The 18,751-nt window shown below is 64.7% G+C and carries 12 protein-coding genes; 7 read left to right on the forward strand and 5 right to left on the reverse strand.

Translation table 11 applies throughout. The features are described 5' to 3' along the window. Positions 1-27: 27 nt before the first annotated feature. From BMX85_RS08710 to BMX85_RS08730, 5 genes are all read left to right on the forward strand, one after another. Entirely contained in the window at positions 28-1,302 is a 1,275-nt protein-coding gene (locus BMX85_RS08710) for an NAD(P)/FAD-dependent oxidoreductase (protein WP_090315896.1), read from the forward strand. 55 nt (positions 1,303-1,357) lie between these two features. Then, entirely contained in the window at positions 1,358-2,905 is a 1,548-nt protein-coding gene (locus BMX85_RS08715) for a hypothetical protein (RefSeq protein ID WP_090315899.1), read from the forward strand. A gap of 20 nt (positions 2,906-2,925) precedes the next feature. Next, on the forward strand, positions 2,926-3,474 hold the full coding sequence (locus BMX85_RS08720; RefSeq protein WP_090315902.1) for a DinB family protein: 549 nt from the start codon (positions 2,926-2,928) through the stop codon (positions 3,472-3,474). Next, a complete protein-coding gene (locus BMX85_RS08725) occupies positions 3,471-4,502 on the forward strand; it encodes a 2-hydroxyacid dehydrogenase (protein ID WP_090315905.1) in 1,032 nt (343 codons plus the stop codon). The genes BMX85_RS08720 and BMX85_RS08725 overlap by 4 nt, the downstream gene beginning before the upstream one ends. 89 nt (positions 4,503-4,591) lie before the next feature. Continuing rightward, the gene (locus tag BMX85_RS08730) at positions 4,592-5,986 is read left to right on the forward strand and encodes a DUF3422 family protein (RefSeq protein WP_090315908.1); all 1,395 of its coding nucleotides are present in this window, start codon (positions 4,592-4,594) and stop codon (positions 5,984-5,986) included. A gap of 2 nt (positions 5,987-5,988) precedes the next feature. Here the strand turns inward: BMX85_RS08730 and BMX85_RS08735 are convergent, their stop codons facing one another. Then, complete coding sequence (locus tag BMX85_RS08735) at positions 5,989-7,590, reverse strand: methyl-accepting chemotaxis protein (protein WP_090315912.1); 1,602 nt, start codon at positions 7,588-7,590, stop codon at positions 5,989-5,991. Positions 7,591-7,718: 128 nt separating this feature from the next. Continuing rightward, on the reverse strand, positions 7,719-8,603 hold the full coding sequence (locus tag BMX85_RS08740) for an alpha/beta hydrolase (RefSeq protein ID WP_090315916.1): 885 nt from the start codon (positions 8,601-8,603) through the stop codon (positions 7,719-7,721). A 155-nt stretch (positions 8,604-8,758) separates the two neighbouring features. On the opposite strand from BMX85_RS08740, the gene BMX85_RS08745 reads away from it, so the two are divergent. Further along, positions 8,759-9,538 (forward strand): alpha/beta fold hydrolase, encoded by a 780-nt coding sequence (locus BMX85_RS08745; RefSeq protein ID WP_090315919.1) that lies wholly within the window; start codon positions 8,759-8,761, stop codon positions 9,536-9,538. 1 nt (position 9,539) lies between these two features. Beyond that, a complete protein-coding gene (locus tag BMX85_RS08750; RefSeq protein WP_177196699.1) occupies positions 9,540-10,409 on the forward strand; it encodes an alpha/beta hydrolase family protein in 870 nt (289 codons plus the stop codon). A gap of 246 nt (positions 10,410-10,655) precedes the next feature. On the opposite strand, the gene BMX85_RS08755 is transcribed toward BMX85_RS08750, so the two are convergent. The 3 genes from BMX85_RS08755 to BMX85_RS08765 all read right to left on the reverse strand — a co-directional run bounded on the left by BMX85_RS08755 (position 10,656) and on the right by BMX85_RS08765 (position 18,737). After that, positions 10,656-13,427 carry a glycoside hydrolase family 2 TIM barrel-domain containing protein gene (locus BMX85_RS08755; protein WP_229210356.1) on the reverse strand — a complete coding sequence of 924 codons (2,772 nt, stop codon included), beginning with the start codon at positions 13,425-13,427 and terminating at the stop codon, positions 10,656-10,658. Continuing rightward, on the reverse strand, positions 13,424-15,772 hold the full coding sequence (locus BMX85_RS08760) for a glycoside hydrolase family 95 protein (protein ID WP_090315923.1): 2,349 nt from the start codon (positions 15,770-15,772) through the stop codon (positions 13,424-13,426). The genes BMX85_RS08755 and BMX85_RS08760 overlap by 4 nt, the downstream gene beginning before the upstream one ends. A gap of 88 nt (positions 15,773-15,860) precedes the next feature. Further along, complete coding sequence (locus BMX85_RS08765) at positions 15,861-18,737, reverse strand: glycoside hydrolase family 31 protein (RefSeq protein WP_090315925.1); 2,877 nt, start codon at positions 18,735-18,737, stop codon at positions 15,861-15,863. Positions 18,738-18,751: the final 14 nt, after the last annotated feature.

The raw sequence follows: 18,751 nt of genomic DNA on the forward strand, positions 1-18,751 counted from the left end.
AATCGACTCACCAACCTGGAGAAAAAAATGGAAACGATCATCATCGTAGGGGGAGGTGCGGGCGGACTGGAACTCGCCACCCGTCTTGGAGACACCATGGGCGCCGGCAAGCGCGCCCGCATCCTGCTGGTGGACCGCTCGCCGGGCCACTTCTGGAAGCCGCTGCTGCATACCGTCGCCTCCGGAAAATGCGACCCGCAAGTGACCGAACTATCCTTCACGGCGCAAGCCCTGGACCACGACTTCGAATTCCTGCAAGGCGAAGTCCTGTGCGTGGACCGGGCACACCAAACCATCACCCTCACGCCGCGCGGCGGCCGCCAGGACGATGGCGTTTGCCGCACCCTCGGCTACGACAAACTGGTGCTGGCCCTGGGCGCGGTCACCAACTTCTACAGCGTCCCGGGCGCGGCGCGCCACGCGATGACCCTGGACAGCGTGGCCGACGCCGAAGCCTTCCGGCGCCGCTTCGTCGACGGCTGCATCCGCGCCGGCGAACGCAAGGAGCAGCTCAACGTCGTCATCGTCGGCGGCGGCGCCACCGGCGTCGAACTGGCGGCGGAGCTGAGCAACAGCGCCCGCGCGCTGGCCGACTACCGCGTGCACACGCTCGATCCGGAGCGCGACATCCGCATCACCGTCATCGAACGCGGCGACCACCTGCTGCCGCACCTGCATCCGCTGCAATCGCAGCGCGCCGCCAACCATCTGCGTTCGCTCGGCATCGACGTGCGCACCGCCACGGCCGTCGCCCATGTCACCGACAACGCGGTGATCGACACCACCGGCGCCGCCCATCGCGCCGACCTGACCTTGTGGGCGGCCGGCGTCGAAGCGCCCGAGCTGTGCGCCACGCTCGGCCTGACGCTTAACCACATCCGCCAGATCGTCGTCGATTCGAGCCTGCGCGCGGCCTGCGACAGCCGCATCTACGCTTTCGGCGACTGCGCCAGCTACGTCTGCCCGATCAAGGGCGCGGCGCCGCCGCGCGCGCAGGTCGCGCACCAGCAAGCCATGTTCCTGGCCGATCTGCTGGCGCGCCGCGACGACGGGCCGCGCCCGGAGTTCCGCTATCACGACTACGGCTCCCTCGTTTCGCTCGGACCACAGGCGGCGGTCGGCGTGCTGACGGGCGCCCTTACCGGCAAGAGCATCCGGGTCGGCGGCGCGGCCGCCAGCGTGCTGTATGCGCTGATGTACCAAAAGCACCTGCTGCAGCTGCATGGCAGCTTGCGCATGGCGGCCCAAACGCTGGTGGACTGGCTGCGCGCGAAAATCCTGCCGCCGGTGCGATTGCACTAAGCGGCGTGCCTGTCTCCCGGTGCCCGGCGCCGGGGAACCGTTCTATAATGGGTTCATGACCACCATCACCCCATACAGCCGGGACACGGCCGCCAACGCGGCGGCCGGCGTTACCGCATCGGCCTCCCGCGCCATTTCCCCGGGCGCCAGCGGCCCGGTCTCCGGCAGCAGCGGCGGCGGCGCGTCGACGACGGTGTCGCTCAGCGGCGGACAGGATGCCGGGCAGCCCAAGGCCGTGGTCTGGGAAAACCGCACCCGCAGCACCGCCAGCACGATCATGGCGCGCAACTTCGCCGAACAGCCGGTTGCCGGACGCCTCAAGGGCCTCGGCGGCGAACTGCTGAAACAAGTCGCCTACGACGGCGAAAATTTCTCGCAATCGATCCAGCAAGCCCCTACCGGCATGCAAGCCGATACCTACGACATGCTGGTCTCGCCGTCGCCGGTGTCGCAGCATGGCATGGGCGACAACCGCATCGGCCTGACCATCACCACCCGCAGCGGCGTCACGGTCGAGCTGTCGCTGGACGCCGGCGACAACAGCATCGCCTTCGAAGCCAAGAGCAGCGGCAAACTCACCGAAGTGGAACGCAAGGCGCTGGGCAAATTGTCGGACGCTTTCCAAAAAGCGGTCGACGGCCTGGCCGAAGACCCGCCCCGCGTCGACCTTGCCGGCCTGACGCAATTCGATGGCGCGGTGCTGTCATCGGTCGATCTGAAGGGCGAGATCAAGCTCAATCCCAAGGAAACGCAGCGTCTCGAGTTCCATGCCGACGGCGGCAAACGCACGCTCAGTTTCAGCGGCCCGGATGGCGCGGCCAAAATCGGCGTGGACCTCAGCCAGCCCGCCAGCTGGGGCAACAAGGAACAGCAGGCCAAGGCGCTCAACCGCTATCTGCAACAGGTCGACCAGGCCGGCATGCGTGGCCAGGGCAACGCCGCCATGCTCACCATGTTCAAGGACGCGCTGGTCGACATGAACAGCGACTACGGCACGCCGCCGCTGGCGCCGCGCGACATGCTGCTGACCGAGCGCGATCGCGCCACGACCACCGGCCTGGCCGACTTCACCGCCTCCGTCACGCAAACCGAGGTCGCGTCCAATCCCGCCAAGTCCACCGAGAAGGACAGGTTCGCCTACGAGCTGTCGCAGAAGACCACGATCTCCGGCCGCTCGCAGATGGACCTGGCGCTGTCGCAGCAACAACAGTCGCATTTGAAGGCGCGCTACCACGCGCCGGCCTCCCCGACCGCGAAGCTGGCGCTGGACCTGGAGCCGCAGTCGCAGAACTACAAATATATAATGGTCGACGAATCGGCCAGCAGCACCACCAGCATCGAGTACGACAAGGGCAAGCTGGTGAAGGCCTCGCTGGAAATGCAGGCCAGCCGCTCGACACGGGTACTGGAATACATGTTCGGCAAGCTCAAAGACGACCACACCACGCCGTCCGGCAAAGCGCTGACGCGCGACCTGCTGCCGACACTCGACCCGGAGGACGGCGGCCTATCGATGGACGACTATGATCGCGCGCGGATACTGGCCAGGGTGAACGACGCCATATTCCTGCAATCCGATCCCGACGCGCTGGCGGCGAACTAACCAAGGCAATACGCGAGCCAATGAGCACACCCGAACATTTCGTCCTGCTGGCGGCCTACAACGCCGACATGAACCGCAACCTGTACGCGGCGGCGGCCAACCTGCCGCCGGGCGAACTGACGGCGGACCGCAAGGCCTTCTTCGGCTCACTGGCCGGCACCATGAACCATCTGCTGGCCGGCGACACCATCTGGCTCAAACGCTTCGCCACGCACCCGGCCGATTTTCCCGCACTGGCGGCGGTGGCCGAAATGCCGCAACCCGGCGGACTGTCGCATATTTTCAGCGACGACCTGCCGACGCTGCGCCGCCACCGCGAACAGCTGGACGCCATCATCAGCGCCTGGGCGCCGCAGCTGACCGCCGCCGGCCTGGCGCATGCGTTCGAATACCGCAGCACCCGGGGCGACGTCTACCGCAAGCATTTCGGCAGCGTGTTAATGCACTTTTTCAACCACCAAACCCACCACCGGGGCCAGGCGAGCACCTTGCTGACCCAGGCCGACGTCGACATCGGCGTCACCGACCTGCTGCTGTGGGTACCCGACCTGGCACCGACAACTCCATGAAAATCGCCGTCTACAGCGCCCAACCCTACGACCGCCGCTTCCTCGACGAGGCGCGGCTCGACGCGCTGGCAGCCACGCCGGCGTCGCCGATCGACGCCGTCTACTTCGACAACCGCCTGACCATCGACACGGTGCCGCTGGCGCACGGCTGCGCCGTGGTCTGCGTCTTCGTCAACGACATCCTCGATGCGGAGGTGCTGGATGCCTTGCACGCGCTGGGCGTGCGCGCCGTGCTGCTGCGCTGCGCGGGCTTCAACAACGTCGACGTGCAGGCCGGAGAGCGGCTCGGCATGTTCATGGCGCGCGTGCCCACCTACGCGCCGGAGGCGGTGGCCGAACACGCGCTGGCGCTGGTGATGACGCTCAACCGCCGCACGCACCGCGCCTACGCGCGCGTCCGCGAAGGCAATTTCGCGCTCGACGGCCTGCTCGGCATGACCTTGCACGGCAAGACCGTCGGCATCATCGGCGCCGGCCAGATCGGCACCGCCGCCGCGCAGATATTCAAGGGCATCGGCTGCACGGTGCTGGTCAGCGATCCGGCGCCGCAACTGCAGCTGCAACTGGGCGCCATCGCGGCGCGCGTCACGCTGGAACAGCTGCTGGCGCAGTCGGATATCGTCTCCCTGCATTGCCCGCTGATGGAAGCCACCCGCCACCTGATCAACGCCGACAGCCTGGCGCTGATGAAGCCCGGCGCGATGCTGGTCAACACCTCGCGCGGCGCGTTGATCGACACGATGGCCGTCATCGCCGCGCTCAAGTCCAAGCAACTGGGCGCGCTGGCGATCGACGTCTACGAGCAGGAAAGCGACCTGTTTTTTCACGACCATTCAAGCGACATCATCGACGACGACGTCTTCCAGCGGTTGATGACGTTCCCGAACGTGCTGGTCACCGGCCACCAGGGCTTTTTCACCATCGAGGCGATGCGCGAAATCGCCGCCGTCACCTTCGCCAACCTGGCCGCCTACATGCGCGGCGAGCCGACCGCCAACGCGTTGGGCACCGGCGCGCGGCCGACTTAGCATCGCAATCATCAAAAAAGTGATCACCCGACGGCGTTTTCCCCGGTAACATCACCTCTACGCACAACACCGATCCACCGGAGAAGGTCATGTCCCTCGCTTATCGCGCCACCGCCGATTTCGCCAAATTGAACCACCCGATGCGCGTGCCGCTGTCGGCGGAGATCCATTCACGCCCCTTCCTGCAATTGCAGGCGCCGGAAAGCCTGACCCACTTCGCGCTCTACGTGCAGCAGGAACAGCCTTCGCAAAAATACCACCGCGAGACGCAGCACCAGATTTTGCATCAGCTGTGCACCCACTACGGCGTGGCCGGGCCGCATCCGCAGGCGCGCTACTTCTTCCACGACTTCGGGCGTTTTCGCCTGAAGTGGGAATGCCACACCGAGTTCGCCACCTACACCTTCGTCGAACGCGGCGAGCCGGGACTGGACTTCCGCACGGCGTTCGACCGCATGCCGCTGCAGCACGTGCCGCAGCAATGGCTGGCCGGCCTGCACGGAAAAATCATCGTCGCCTCGCACGTCGTGCTGCGCAACGGCGACAGCGCCGGCGCCGACGAGCAAGCGATCGCCGAACTGTTTCAAGGTAAATCGATGGTCGGCAGCAGCGTGGGCAGCGGCGCCGAGGTGTGGACCGATTTCCTGATCCAGCCCGATGGCTTCAGCCGCTTCATCGTGCGCGACCTGGGACTGCGCGAATTCCAGGCCGGCCGCCTGGTCGGGCGCCTGCTCGAAATCGAGAACTACCGCATGATGGCCCTGCTCGGCCTGCCCCACGCCGAAGCGTCGCAGCCGCTGTTGAACGGTATCGAGAACGAGCTGGCCGACCTCACCGCGACGCTGGTGCAGGCCGATATGCCGCAGTCGCTGGACGCGCGCGGCCCGGACGCGCGCGAGGAACAGAACCTGCTGCACCGGATCACCAGCCTGGCCGCGCGGCTGGAAAAACTCTCGGTCAACAACAGCTACCGCTTCGCCGCGTCGCAGGCGTATTTCAGCCTGGTGCAGGCGCGCATCCACGAACTGCGCGAGGTGCGCATGACCGGCATTCCGACCCTGGCCGAATTCATGGGCCGCAGGCTGGCGCCGGCCATCCACACCTGCACCTCGGTCTCGCAGCGGCAGGAAGCGCTGGCCAAGCGTATCGCCCGCAGCAACGACCTGCTGCGCACCCGCGTCGGCATCGAGCAGGAACGCCAGAACCGCAAGATCCTGCAATCGCTGGACGCGCGCGCGGCCCAGCAACTGCGGCTGCAACAGGCGGTCGAGGGTCTGTCGGCGGTGGCGATCTCGTACTACACGCTGGGGCTGATCGGCTACGCCGGCAAGGCGATGAAGGCCGGCGGATTGCCGGTCAACCCGGACATCCTGCAAGGCGTAGCGGTGCCGGTGGTGATTTTGGCGGTGTGGATGGGACTACGCCGGGTGCACAAGCAGCTGGTTTCGCGCGGCACGGCCGCCGCCCAGCGCCATCCGGCGTAAGGTCAGGAAAGTCGCAACCGCGTCGACAGCTTGCCGGCGCCGGCGCCACCGCCCCCCTCCACCGTGAAGCGCCCCACCTGCGACAGCAAGGCCTGCGCCTGTTCGCGCATGCTGGCGGCGGCGGCCGCGGCCTGCTCGACCAGCGCCGCGTTCTGCTGCGTCATCTCGTCCATCTGACCGATCGCGCGGTTGACCTGCTCGATGCCGGAGCTTTGCTGTTCGCTCGCCTGCGTGATCTCGCCCATGATCTCGGCCACCTTCCGCACGCTGGCCACCACCTCGCTCATGGTCTGGCCGGCACGGTCGACCAGCCGCCCACCCTCGTCGACCTTGCCGACGGAATCGTCGATCAAACCCTTGATCTCCTTGGCCGCCGACGCAGAGCGCTGCGCCAGGTTGCGCACCTCGGACGCGACCACCGCGAAACCGCGTCCCTGTTCGCCGGCGCGCGCCGCCTCGACGGCCGCGTTGAGCGCCAGGATGTTGGTCTGGAATGCGATGCCGTCGATGACGCCTATGATGTCGACGATCTTGCTGGAGCTGGTCTTGATCGACCCCATGGTTTCGACCACCTGCCCGACCACGTCGCCGCCGCGCACGGCGATGCCGCTGGCCGCCACCACCAGCTCATTGGCGTGGCGCGCGCTGTCGGCGTTCTGCCGCACGGTGCTGGTCAACTCCTCCATCGAGCTGGCGGTTTCCTCCAGCGCGCCGGCCTGCGCCTCGGTACGTGCCGACAAATCGGCGTTGCCGGCCGCGATCTCCTGCGCCGCCACGGTGATGGTGTCGGTCGACAGGCGCACGTCGCCAACCAGCTGCGACAGGCTGCCGTTCATCTTGCCCAGCGCGTCGAGCAGCTGGCCGGTCTCGTCGCGCGCCTGGTTGTCCACGCGCGAGGTCAGGTCGCCCTCGGCCACGCGGCGCGCCAGCGCCACCGCGCGCGCCAGCGGTTCCGCGATCGAGCGGCCCAGCGCATACGCCAGCGTACCGCCCAGCAGCAGGATCACGACCGCCAACGCGATCATCAGGTTGCGGCTGGCGACATTGATTTGTTCGATCTCCGCGGTCGCCTCTTCGATCTGGCGCCGCTGTTCCTTCAATAGCGCGTCGGCCGTGGCCAGATACGTCACGCTGGCAGGCGTATAGACGTCCCGCATTTGCTGCTGCGCCTCGTCGACCTTGCCGGCCTTCTTGAGCGCCAGCGCGGCGTCGCGCGAGGCGAGGAAGGCCTTGCGCCGCACGCCCAGCTCCACAAACAGCGCCTTCTCGACATCGCCGTCCATGCGCGCCTCGACCTGCTTTTGCAGCGCGCTGGAAGCATCCGACGAGGCCTTGATGTTCGCCGCGAAGTAGTCGCCCAGGCTGGCGTCGGTGCTGACGATGATGGCGGTGGTGCGCGGCACCGCCGCGAACATGTAGCGATACCAGTCCTGCAGATAGCGCTCGGTGGCCATCGGCTCGTCGATCATGTGGCGGGTGGCGGCCGCCACGCTGTTCAGGCGGGTGATGCTGACCACGATGGCGACGAGCGCCAGCAACAGGATGCTGGCGAAGCCGAGGACGAGACGACGTTTAACACTAATGTTGTTTAGCAATTGGAACATCTGGTCCGTCCTGTGAGGGAACGCTGCGGGCGCGCAGCAACGGAGCCATGATAGCGCCAAAATAAAGCATAAACTTCACATTGTTACTCTTAAACAACAGTTGACGCTAACAACAAGTCGATGCGGGATTAGCCGGCCATCACCGGCGGCAGCAGTGGCCGGTCGGCCGGGCGCGGCACCGGCTGGCTGAACCGGTCGGCCAGGAAGCTGGCGATGCGCAGCTGCGTCGACTCCAGATAGGGGATGTTCATGTGGTCCGAATCGGGCACGGTTTCGTCCGCGTGCAAGGTGCCGAGTTTTTGCACCAGCAAATCGGTATGCGAATGCGGCACCACATCGTCGAAAGCGGCCCGCAGCACATAGGTCGGCGCCTTCAGCTGGTGCGCATATTTAACCGACTCGAATTTATGCCGCAGCACATACTCCACCGGCAGCGTCCTGAATTTGCGCTTGGCGATCGCCAGGATCGAATCGTAGGGCGTGATCAGCACCACCGCGTTGGCCTCGCGCTCCATCGCCACCTGGATCGCCACGCCGGAACCGAGGCTGCGGCCGACCACGGCGATGCGCGTCGGATCGACATGATGACGCTCGCTGAGCCAGTCGAACAGCATGCGCCCGTCCTCGACGAAATGGGCCTCGGCCGGATCGCCATGCGAATCGCCGTAGCCGCGATAATTCACCGCCAGCACCGCCATGCCGGGAAACAGCTTGCCGGCGTCGCGCGCCACCCACGACACCTCCTCCGAGCGGCCGCCGAAATAGACCACGCCGGGCGTTTGACCCGCCACCAGCGGCGTCATCAGCCAGCCGGATAACCGGGTGCCGTCCTTGGCGCGCACCACGATCGGGCGCGTGCGGTGGCCGGTGCTGTACGGCTTGAGCACCTCGCGGCGGCTGCCGAGAGGATTAAACAGCAGCCGTTTCTGGTTGGCCGCGACCGCCGCAGTCAATCCCATCCACAACACGCTGACGATGCCGGCCAAACCGGCGACTTTTTTTGAATTGTCCATCCCTCTACTTTACCCTTGTCCTGACTCTCTGCTGTACGCCAGCGTACAAATACATTTGCCCGTGGCAAACAGTAAATCCGGGCGGGCCGCCTTTTCTCAAGGCGCAGGAGGCGAACCGGTATAATCGGCGCTTCGTTTTTGCTCTCCCGCCCCCTATGAAACCGGCCATCGTCCTGCTGCACAGCTCCATGAGTTCCAAGGCCCAATGGGCGCCACTCGTCGAACAGCTCACGCCCGAATTCCGCTGCATCCCGCTCGATTTGCTCGGCTACGGCGCCGCGCCCTATCCGCCTGGCGCCGCCCAGGACGAAGCATACACCCACACGCTGGCGCACGAAGCCGAGGCCATCGCCGACGCCATCGCCGCGCAGCTGGCGCCGGACGAAGCGTTCCATCTGGTTGGCCACTCGTTCGGCGGCGTCTGCGCGCTGCACCTGGCGCGCCGCATGCCGCGCCGCGTGCGCACGTTGACATTGTTCGAGCCGGTCGCCTTCCACCTGCTGCCGGAGCGGGACGCGGCGCGGGTGGAAATCGTCACCGTCGTCGGCGGCATCATGGCCTGCGCGTCCGACCGCGACGCCACCCGCATCTTCATCGACTACTGGAACCGTCCGGGTTCCTTCGACGCCGCGCCGGCATCGGCCCAGGACAAGATGATCGCGCAGATCGCCAAGGTCAAGCTGGACTTCCAGGCGCTGCTGGGCGAGCCGGTCGCGCTGGCCGATCTGGCCGCGTTGACGATGCCGGCGCTGGTGCTGTCCGGCCAGCACAGTCCCGCCTCCACGCGATCTCTGGCCGCGCAGCTGGCGTCGGCGCTGCCCGACGTCCGCGCGCGTGAAACGCGCGGCGGCCATATGGCGCCGATCACCCATGGTGACGCGGTCAACCCCACCATCGCCGCGTTCCTGCGCGGTGAAGACATCCACCAAGGCTGACATGCAAAGCAAACTCCGATCGCGCGGCGTATCCTCGCTCCTTCAACGCGGCTTGCCGGCACTGGCCTTCAGCGCCATCGCAGCCCTGTCGCATGCAGCCGTGAAGCCGGTGACGGTGGCGCCGGAGGTCACCGGCGAATGGGTCACGCCGGACGGCGCGTGGGACGGCCGCACGGTGTTGCTGCTGCACGGCTTCGCCGACGACCTCAATGGCGCCGGGGACCTGAGCAAACGCATGTCGACCAAGCTGGCGCAGGCGGGTATCGCCTCGCTGCGCATCAACTTCCGTGGCGAAGGCGCGCGCATGCGCAGCGACATCGACTCGACGCTCGACACCCGGATCGCGGACACCGAGGCCGCGTATGCGTTCCTGCGGAAGCAGCCCGGCGTCAAGATCGCGCACAGCGCGGTGCTGGGATGGAGTTTGGGCGGCGCCACCGCGATGGTCGTGGGCGGAAAACATCCCGACTGGTTCCGCAGCATGGTGCTGTGGTCGACGCCGAGCGGCGATATCTACAAGTACATGATGTCGAAGCCGACGGCGCAAAAAGCGGTGCGGGAAGGCGTGGCATCGGAGGTGGTACCGGGCTGGAAGACCATCACCACCAAGCGTGAATTCTACGAGAGCTTCAAAGGCGTGGATCTGGACCAATCGCTGGCCAAATACCCGGGCGCGTTTCTGACGATCCGGGGCAGCAGGGACTACCTGCCGCAGCGCGATTTCGACTTGATCCGGATCGCCCCGGGCAAGCCCGCACAGGCGGAAATGATCGACGGCGCCGACCACGTGTTCAACGTATTCGAGGCCGGAAGCCCGGCGGCGCAGCGCCTGATCGACCTCACCGCCGCGTGGCTCGCCAAAACCCTGTAACCACGGTGGGCACCACGGCGGGGGTCAAGTCTGACATTCGGACACGAGCTGATAGGTATCGCTTTCGGCACCAGGGACGCAAGGTGTTCAAAGATGTGTTCGTGTCCGAATGTCAGACTTGACCCCCGCCTGTTTTCGGACACGAGCTGATAGGTATCGCTTTCGGCACCAGGGACGCAAGATGTTCAAAGATGTGCTCGTGTCCGAATGTCAGACTTGACCCCCGCCTGTGACCCCCGACTGTTTCTAGTCACCTACGACGATATCGATCGTGTTTTCCAGCCATATCCCCAGGTTGGGCGTGCGGCCGCGCTGCGCCGACGGTCCCAGTTCGTGCGGCGGGTTGAACTTGGTGCCGATCGGCAGGATCGCGTTCAGGAACGAGATATCACCCGGAGGGAAGTCGATATGCGTCCCTTTCGGCTCGAAGCCCTCGCCGCTGGCCTCCCTCGGCGTGAACACCCGCAGCGCGATGTCGTCGCTGTGGTTGATGAACTTGATCGGCAGATTCCTCGTCGCCAGCTCCGCCCAGTACACCTTGTCGTGGAAGCCCTTGAACTCGGGGTAGTTCCATGACAGGCCGGTGATGGTGTCGTTGTAATCCTTCTGCCACACGTCGAATTCCACACCCTGCGTGCGGTTCTTCCACACCCTATAAGGACCACGTCCCAGCCAGCGCATCGACTGCACCTGCGCGTCCGGATAATCGAAAGTCACGCCCAGCGCATCGGCCGGTTTGCCGCCTTCCATGTTATACGCGTAGTTCACGCTCAACGTGCCGGCCGCGTTGAGGCGCCAGTTGACCTTGCGCAGATTGCCGGTGTACTCTGCCTGCACCACCACGTCGTCGCCCTCACGCCGCGCGGCGATGCCCTTCAACGTCGCGGTTCCCGCCACCAGGCGCGGACCATTCGTCAACGGCACCACGATATCGCCCTTCTTCAGCGATCGCAGATAGCCGGTGGCCTTGTCGATGACAGCATTCAGGCCGCCGGCCTTCAACTCGAACCCGTCGCCAGCTTCCGTCAACGTGGCCGCACCTGACGCCGGAGTCGCCGGTCGCATGCGCTGCGCCACCTGCTGCGCGCTGGCGATCATCCACGACCACGTATAGATCTCGCGGCCGTCGCGATCCGTCGCCGTAAAATACAACGCATCCTGCTGTGCCCAGTCGGCCGGCAAGGCGATGCGGGTGGCGCCGCGCATGCCGGCGGCGACATCCGGCGCCTTGGCGCTACCTTTCGCAACCACCTTGTGTCCCGCCTCGCTGCCGAACTTCACCAGCTGCCAACCCAACTTCACCTGATTCAGATTGGAGACGTCGTAGCGGTTCTCCAGCGTGATCTTGCCGTCGAATGTAGGTGGCAGGAAGGCCATTTCCGACAGCGGCAAATACACCGGCGTCCAGATCTTCTTCACGGCAAAGAAGCTGCCCTCCTTCTCGCGATAGGGCCCGACGATGCCGTCCGGCGCCCGATTGCCGGCGACGTCGATGGCGCCATTCCTGTCGTCGCGAACAATACCCTCGTCAGCGAAGGCCCAGATAAAGCCCCCGGCACTGAGCGGATTGGCCAGCATGTCCTTCCACCAGTCGTCCAGGCTCGCCCCGGCGCCGCCGTCGTACAGCCCATGCAGGAACTCGGTCGGCATGAACACATCGCGCCCATGGAACAGCGACGTCGCGCAGCAGTCGTAGGTTGGGTAGTGCGCGGTATCGATGCCGCCGAAGTTCGCCCACGGATGGATGACGGGACGCTTCTGCGTATCCCATTCCGGATACAGCTTGTCCAGATCTTGATTGAACCCGCCCTCGTTACCGTTGGCCCAGAAGACGATCGACGGGTGATGCTGATCGCGCGTCACCAGCTCCTTCACCAGCGGCGTCGAGACATCGGTGTCGTAGAATTTCTGCCAGCCGGTCAACTCGTCGATCACGTACAGCCCGACTTCATCGGCTACGTCGAGGAAATGCGGGTCTGGCGGATAGTGCGACATGCGCACCGCGTTCATGTTCATTTCCTTCATCAGCTTCGCGTCCTGGTAGCTCAGCGCCTTGCTGCTGGCGCGGCCCGATGTCGGCCAGATCGTATGCCGGTTCGATCCCTTGAAGCGCACCTTGTAGCCGTTGACGTACACGCCGTCGCGCGGACGCAGCTCGATGGTGCGGAAGCCGATGGTCTTGCTCACCTCATGCACCAAATTCCTGCCGCTGACCAGCCGGAAGTTGACCTTGTAGCGCTGCGGATTCTCCGCCGACCAGGGCGTCACCGTCGGCACGTTGCCGCTGATGCGGGCCTTGCCGCCGACGACCTGCGCGGCCATCTCCTTGCCGAGCGCCTTGCCGTCCAACGTGGTCACGCGCGCGACGACCTTGCCATCCGGCTTGCCCGCCAAGAAGACGTCGGCGCTGAAATCGCCGTTGTGGCGCGCATCGAGGCTGATACGGTCGATGTTATCCAGCGGTTTGGCCTCCAGCCACACCGGCCGGTAGATCCCGCTGAACAGCCAGAAGTCCGAGCTGCGCTCGGCGCGGTTGACCGATTTATTTGCCGAGAACCGGTTGACCGTCACCTCCAGCTGGTTGCTCTGCCCGGGCTTCAACAACTTCGAAATATCGTAGCGGAACTCGTAGAAGCCGCCCTGGTGAACCGCGCCCGCAGGCTCGCCGTTGATCTTGACCAGCGTATCGGTCATCGAGGCGCCGAACACGATATCGATTTGCTTGCCCTGCCAATTCGCGGGCACGTCGAACTTGTGGCGGTAGATGCCGGTGGTGTCCGGCGCCGGGTCCTTTTCCCAATCGTTGTTGTAACGGTAGGTGCCGAAGCCCTCCATCTCCCAGTTCGACGGCACCAGTATGGTCTTCCACGCGCCGCTATTGCGCCCGCCGTTGACCATGAACTCCCAGTCGACACGATGGTCCTTGTCGGTGCCGCTCAAATACCGTACTTGCGTACCTTCCGCAAAAGCCAGTCCGCTCAATGCCAGCAGCAGCGTTCCAAGGACCAGTCGCATCATAGTTTTTCTCCCAGACGTTTGCTCTCCCCGACCTTGAGGTTGAGCGGTATGACCTTGTCGCCGTAGCGTACCTTGCCGGCGCCCTCGCCCGCCGTGCGGCGTATCGTCGCCGCCGCCAGCTTGCCGTTCTTCCACGCCAGATCGACCTCGTAACCGCCGCGCGCGCGCAAGCCCTTGACCGAGCCGGTGGCCCATGCCGACGGCAGCGCCGGCAGCAGGTGCAGTTCACCCGTCTGCGACTGCAGCAGCATTTCGCAAATCGCGGCGGTGGCGCCGAAGTTACCGTCTATCTGGAACGGCGGATGCGCATCGAACATGTTGGCGTAGGTGCCGCCGGCGTTGTTCGATTCCGTGCCCTGGCCGCTCTGCTGCGCGGCGCGCGCCCCGGGCTTCGCCAGCTGCCCGCGCAGCATCTTGTAAGCGCGATCGCCGTCCAGCAGGCGCGCCCAGAAAGCCGTCTTCCACGCCATCGACCAGCCGGTGCCGGCGTCGCCACGGCTGTCCAGCGACTTGCGGGCGGCGGCCGCCAGTTCAGGCGTCTTGGTCGGCGAGATCTGACGGCCCGGGAAGACGCCGAACAAATGCGACACGTGGCGGTGCGTGTCGCCCGGCTTGTCCAGCACTGGATCGTTCTTCTTCTCTTCCATCCACTCCAGTAGCTGGCCCCAGCTGCCGATGCGCGGCGCGGCCAGCCGGTCGCGCAGACCCGCGATCTGGTCGCGGAACCCGGTATCGCCCAGCACCTCCGCCGCATCGACGGTGTTGTTGAACAGGTCCCAGATGATGGCCTGGTCATAGGTCACGCCGTCCTCGATCGGGCCGTGCTCCGGAGACCATCCCAGCGGCGCGACCAGACGGCCGTCGGGCAGCACCTTCAAGTAGTCCTGCCAGAAGGCGACAGCCTCCTTCATCACCGGATAGGCGACGTCGCGCAGGTATGCCTTGTCCTGCGTATACGCATAGTGCTCCCAGAAGTGCTGGGCGTACCACGCATTGCCGGTCTTGTTCCAGATGTAGCCCATGGCGCCGAACGGATTGGACTCGGTGCGCAAGGTCCAGCCGCGCACCGGCTTGCCGGCGGCGCTGACGAAGGTTTCCTCCTTCTGCACCGCCTCGCCGCTCAGGTCCGGCGCGGCCATCACCACGGAGGTAGGATCCGCGATCGCCTTGGCCGCGGTGTCGGCGATCAGCTGGCGATATACCGGCGCCACGCCCTGAACGAAGTTCAGGAACGGCAGCGCGTGTTCCGACAGGTTGGCCGGTTCCGCCGGCCAGTAGTTCATCTGGACGTTGATGTTGGTGTGATAATCCGATCTCCACGGCGGATTCGGATTGTTATTCCACAGCCCTTGCAGATTGGCCGGCAGCGAACCGCGCGAGCTCGAGATCAGCAGGTAGCGGCCGTACTGGAAGAACTGCGCTTCCAGCTCCGGGTCCCTGCCCTCGGTCGTATAGGTCTCGATACGCTGGTCGGTCGGCAGCGCGCGCCGAGCCGCCGTGGCCGCGCCGAAGTCCACGCCCACGCGGTTGAACTGCGCCTGGAAATCCTTGCGGTGCTCGGCCAGCAGCGACGGCCACGGACGCGCCGCCGCACCCACCTGCGCCGACACGCGCGCCAGCGGATGCTCGCCCTGGAACTTCTTCGTTGCATCGAGCACGTAGCTGGTGCCGGCGCCGAGTATCAGGGTCACGGCGTCGCAGCCGGTGAAGGTGATCTTGTTGCCGTCGATGGCGATGGTGCCGCCCTCGTTTTGCACCTGCACCTGGCTGGCGTAGTCCATCGCGTTCGACGATGGATCGCCCTTGCCGCGCATCGAGCCGCTGGCGACGATGCGGTTGCCCAGCGCGTTGACTTGCGCGTCGTGCGCGTCGGTCAGTTCGATCGAACCTGTGTACTGTCCGCGCTTGTCGGCCGTCAGCCGCACGGCGATCACCTGCGCCGGATAGCTGGCGAAGGCTTCGCGCTTGAACTTCACGCCCTTGTGCGTGTAGCTGACGCTGTGCAGGCTCTGGCCGATATCGAGCCGGCGCGAATAATTGGTGGTGGCCTGGTCGTGTCCCGGCAGGTTCACATACACGTCGCCGAACGGCTGGTAGGAACCCATCACCTTGTCGTCGCCGGTCCACAGCGTGATGTCGTTGAACTGGATGCGCTCGCGCGCCAGTTGGCCGAAGATCATCGCGCCGATACGGCCATTACCGATCGGCAGCGCTTCGCGCTCCCACCCTTGCGGCGTATCGGGCGCCGGCTGTTTGTAGCGCAGCGTCAGATCCGGGGCCGCCGTCGCCGCGGCGACGACCAGGGCCGAAGAGAAAAAAAATGTGGAGCGCAGCAGAATTTTCATGAATATTGTCTTGTGAAGCGAAACAAAAACGGCGGAGGCGGCATGCACCGCCCCCGCCGTCATCGAGGAATCATCGTCGGTGCGAAAATCAGCGCTTGACGGTGACCGCCTTGCCTTCGTAGCTGACCGTCTTGTCGGCCGCGTCGAAGTCGTCCGAGCTCGAAACACCAGGCTTGATGAATCGTACCTTGAACTCGCGCTTAGCGACCATGCCCTTGTACTGGCCAACGCGCTCGCCGATGGTGACGGTGCCGGTCTTGTCGTTGTAGCTCAGCGGAATACGCGTGAACTCGTTACGCATGTAGGCATTCGACACGCCGTCATCCTCGTACAGGCTGAATTTGCCGTCCGCGCCGGTGTAGATATTCAGCGTGATCGGTGCATCCGGCTTCTCGTCGACGTACTGCGTCACTGGACCCATCGGCAGGATCGCGCCGGCTTTGACCAGCAGCGGCATGCGGGTTTCCGGCGCCTTGATCGAGGTCTTGGTGCCGCCCTTGTGCACTTCGCCGGTATAGAAGTCATACCAGTTCGCGCCCTTAGGCATGTAGACGTTACGCTCGCGCGCACCGTAGACGTACACCGGAGCGACCATCAGATTGTGGCCGAACAGGTACTGGTCGGCGATGTTCTTGACCGCGTCGTCCTTCGGGAAATCCATCACCAGGCCGCGCATGATGGTGCCCGATTCGTGGTGGGTGGTCGCGGCGGTCGAGTAAATGTACGGCATCATGCGATAACGCAGTTTGTCGTACCAGACCATCGAGTCGCGCATCGGCGAGCCTTCCGGCGAGATCTCGTGGATCTCGCGCTTGACCACTTCGCCGTGGGAGCGGAACAGCGGCGAGAACGCGCCGAACTGCCACCAGCGCAGATTCAATTCGCGCCATTCCTTCATGTCCTCCGGATTGGCCTTCGCTGCGGCGACAACGCGGTTTTCCTGCGCGGTGCCGGTGGCGCCGTCCTGGAAGCGCGTCTCCTGCGCATAGCCGCCGATATCGTGGGTCCAGTTCGGGATACCCGACATCGAGATGCTCACGCCGGCCGAGATCTGGTCGTACAGATTGTTCCAGCGGCCGACGGTGTCGCCGCTCCACAGGGCGGTGGCGTTGCGCTGGATGCCCGCGAAACCGGAACGCGACAGGATGAACTGGCGCTTCTCCGGCTGGTCGTTCTTCAGGCCCTGGTAGAAGCCCTCGGTGTGCACCAGGCTATACGGGTTGAAGGTGATTTCGCCGGCGCCGTAGACGGTCGGTCCGATCAGCTTCTTGAAGTCCTCCAGGCGGGTGTTCGACAGCACGTCAGGCTCGGTATTGTCCATCCACCAGGCGTCGAAGCCCAGGTCGACCAGCTTGGACTTCATCTGGCGATAGTACATTTCGCGCGCGCCCTTGGTGTAAGGATCGTAGTGGCTGTTCTTGTAGCCAGGGCCAACCCAGTCAAGATCGCCGTTTTCGACGTTCTTGGTCCACATATAACCCTTTGACGCCAGCTCCTTGTAGTTGGCGGTGTTGTCGTAGAACTTGCCCCAGATCGAAATCATGATGCGGGCGTTGTTCTTGTGGACCTCGTCCACCAGACCTTTAGGATCGGGGAACCGCTGCTTGTCGAAATCGTGCGAGCCCCAGCCGTCCTGCGGCCAGTAGAACCAGTCCTGCACCATGGCGTCGACCGGCCAGCCCTGCTTGCGGTACTCCTTCAACACGCCGAGCAGCTGCTCCTGCGTCTCGTAGCGCTGGCGCGACTGCCAAAGGCCGTAGGACCATTTCGGCATCATCGGCGCCTGGCCGGTCAGGTGACGGTAGCCGGCGATGACGTTGTCGATGCTGGTCTCGCCGTTGACGACGTAGTAGTTGATGCTCTGCGCGACTTCCGACGAGAAGGTCAGCGAGTGGCGTTCCGGCGCCGGCAGCGGATCGTTGTGGGTCATGGCGATCATGCCGCCCGACGGTTTCCATTCCAGGTGCAGCTTGACCGGCTTGCCCGCTTCGAACTTCTGCTCGAAGTTGTGGTACCACGGGTTCCAGCCCTGGCGCCAAACGTCCATGACTTCCTTGCCGTCCATGGTCAGCTTGGCGTAGTCCGACGAATACATCTGCATCTTGTGCACGCCGGCCTTGTCGGACGTCAGCGTGCCTTCCCACACCACCTTGACGCCGGTGGCCTTCTTCGGATCGCCCAGTTCCTTCGGCCAGTTTTCGGCCACGTCCTTCAGGTACTGGTAATCGATGTCTTTTTCCTGGCGCGTCAGCACCAGTTTGTCGTCGACGTAGTAGCGCGCGGTCAGGCCGCCGGCCTTGCCTTCGGCGTCGACCAGTTTCAGGTCGCGGCTCAGGAAGCCGTAAGGCTTGGCGTCGCCGAAGCGCGAGATCGAATTGTTATCCCACAAAACGCCGTAGTTCTTGTCCGAGACGATGAACGGCACCGCGATGACCATATTGTGCTGCATCAGCAGCACGTCTTCGCCGTTCAGGTTCATCTGGCCGTTCTGGTGCTGGCCCAAGCCGTAGTAAGCGTCCTTGGTGCCGTGGTTGAAGCCCTGCTTGACCGCCATGAACGGCTTGCCGCCGACATCGACGGCGGCCATGCTCTCCGAGGCCTGGCTCAGGAAAGCCTTGCCGGCCGCGTTGAAGAACTGCACCTGGCCGGTCGCCAGCGACACCGCCACCGAGATTTTCTTGGCCTTGAGCGTGACCTTGTCCTTGCCGGACGAGGTCACGCTGAAGATACCGCTAACAGGCGCCGCCACCGTCATCAGCGATGGGGTCAGCTCCTTGCCTTCCTTGTCGGTTTTGACGACGTGGATGATGTTGTCGCTCATGACCTCCAGGCGCACTTCCTTGGCGCCGGAATCGGGCTTGACCACCACGCCGGTGGAGGTTTTTTCAAACGTTCCGGCCAGGGCATGGCCGGACATCATCACCGCCAGGCACGAAGCCGCCGGTACTATCGCTTTGAATCGCATATTCTCAATCTCCT

This window comes from Duganella sp. CF517, assembly GCF_900110275.1.
Lineage (GTDB): Bacteria > Pseudomonadota > Gammaproteobacteria > Burkholderiales > Burkholderiaceae_D > Rugamonas.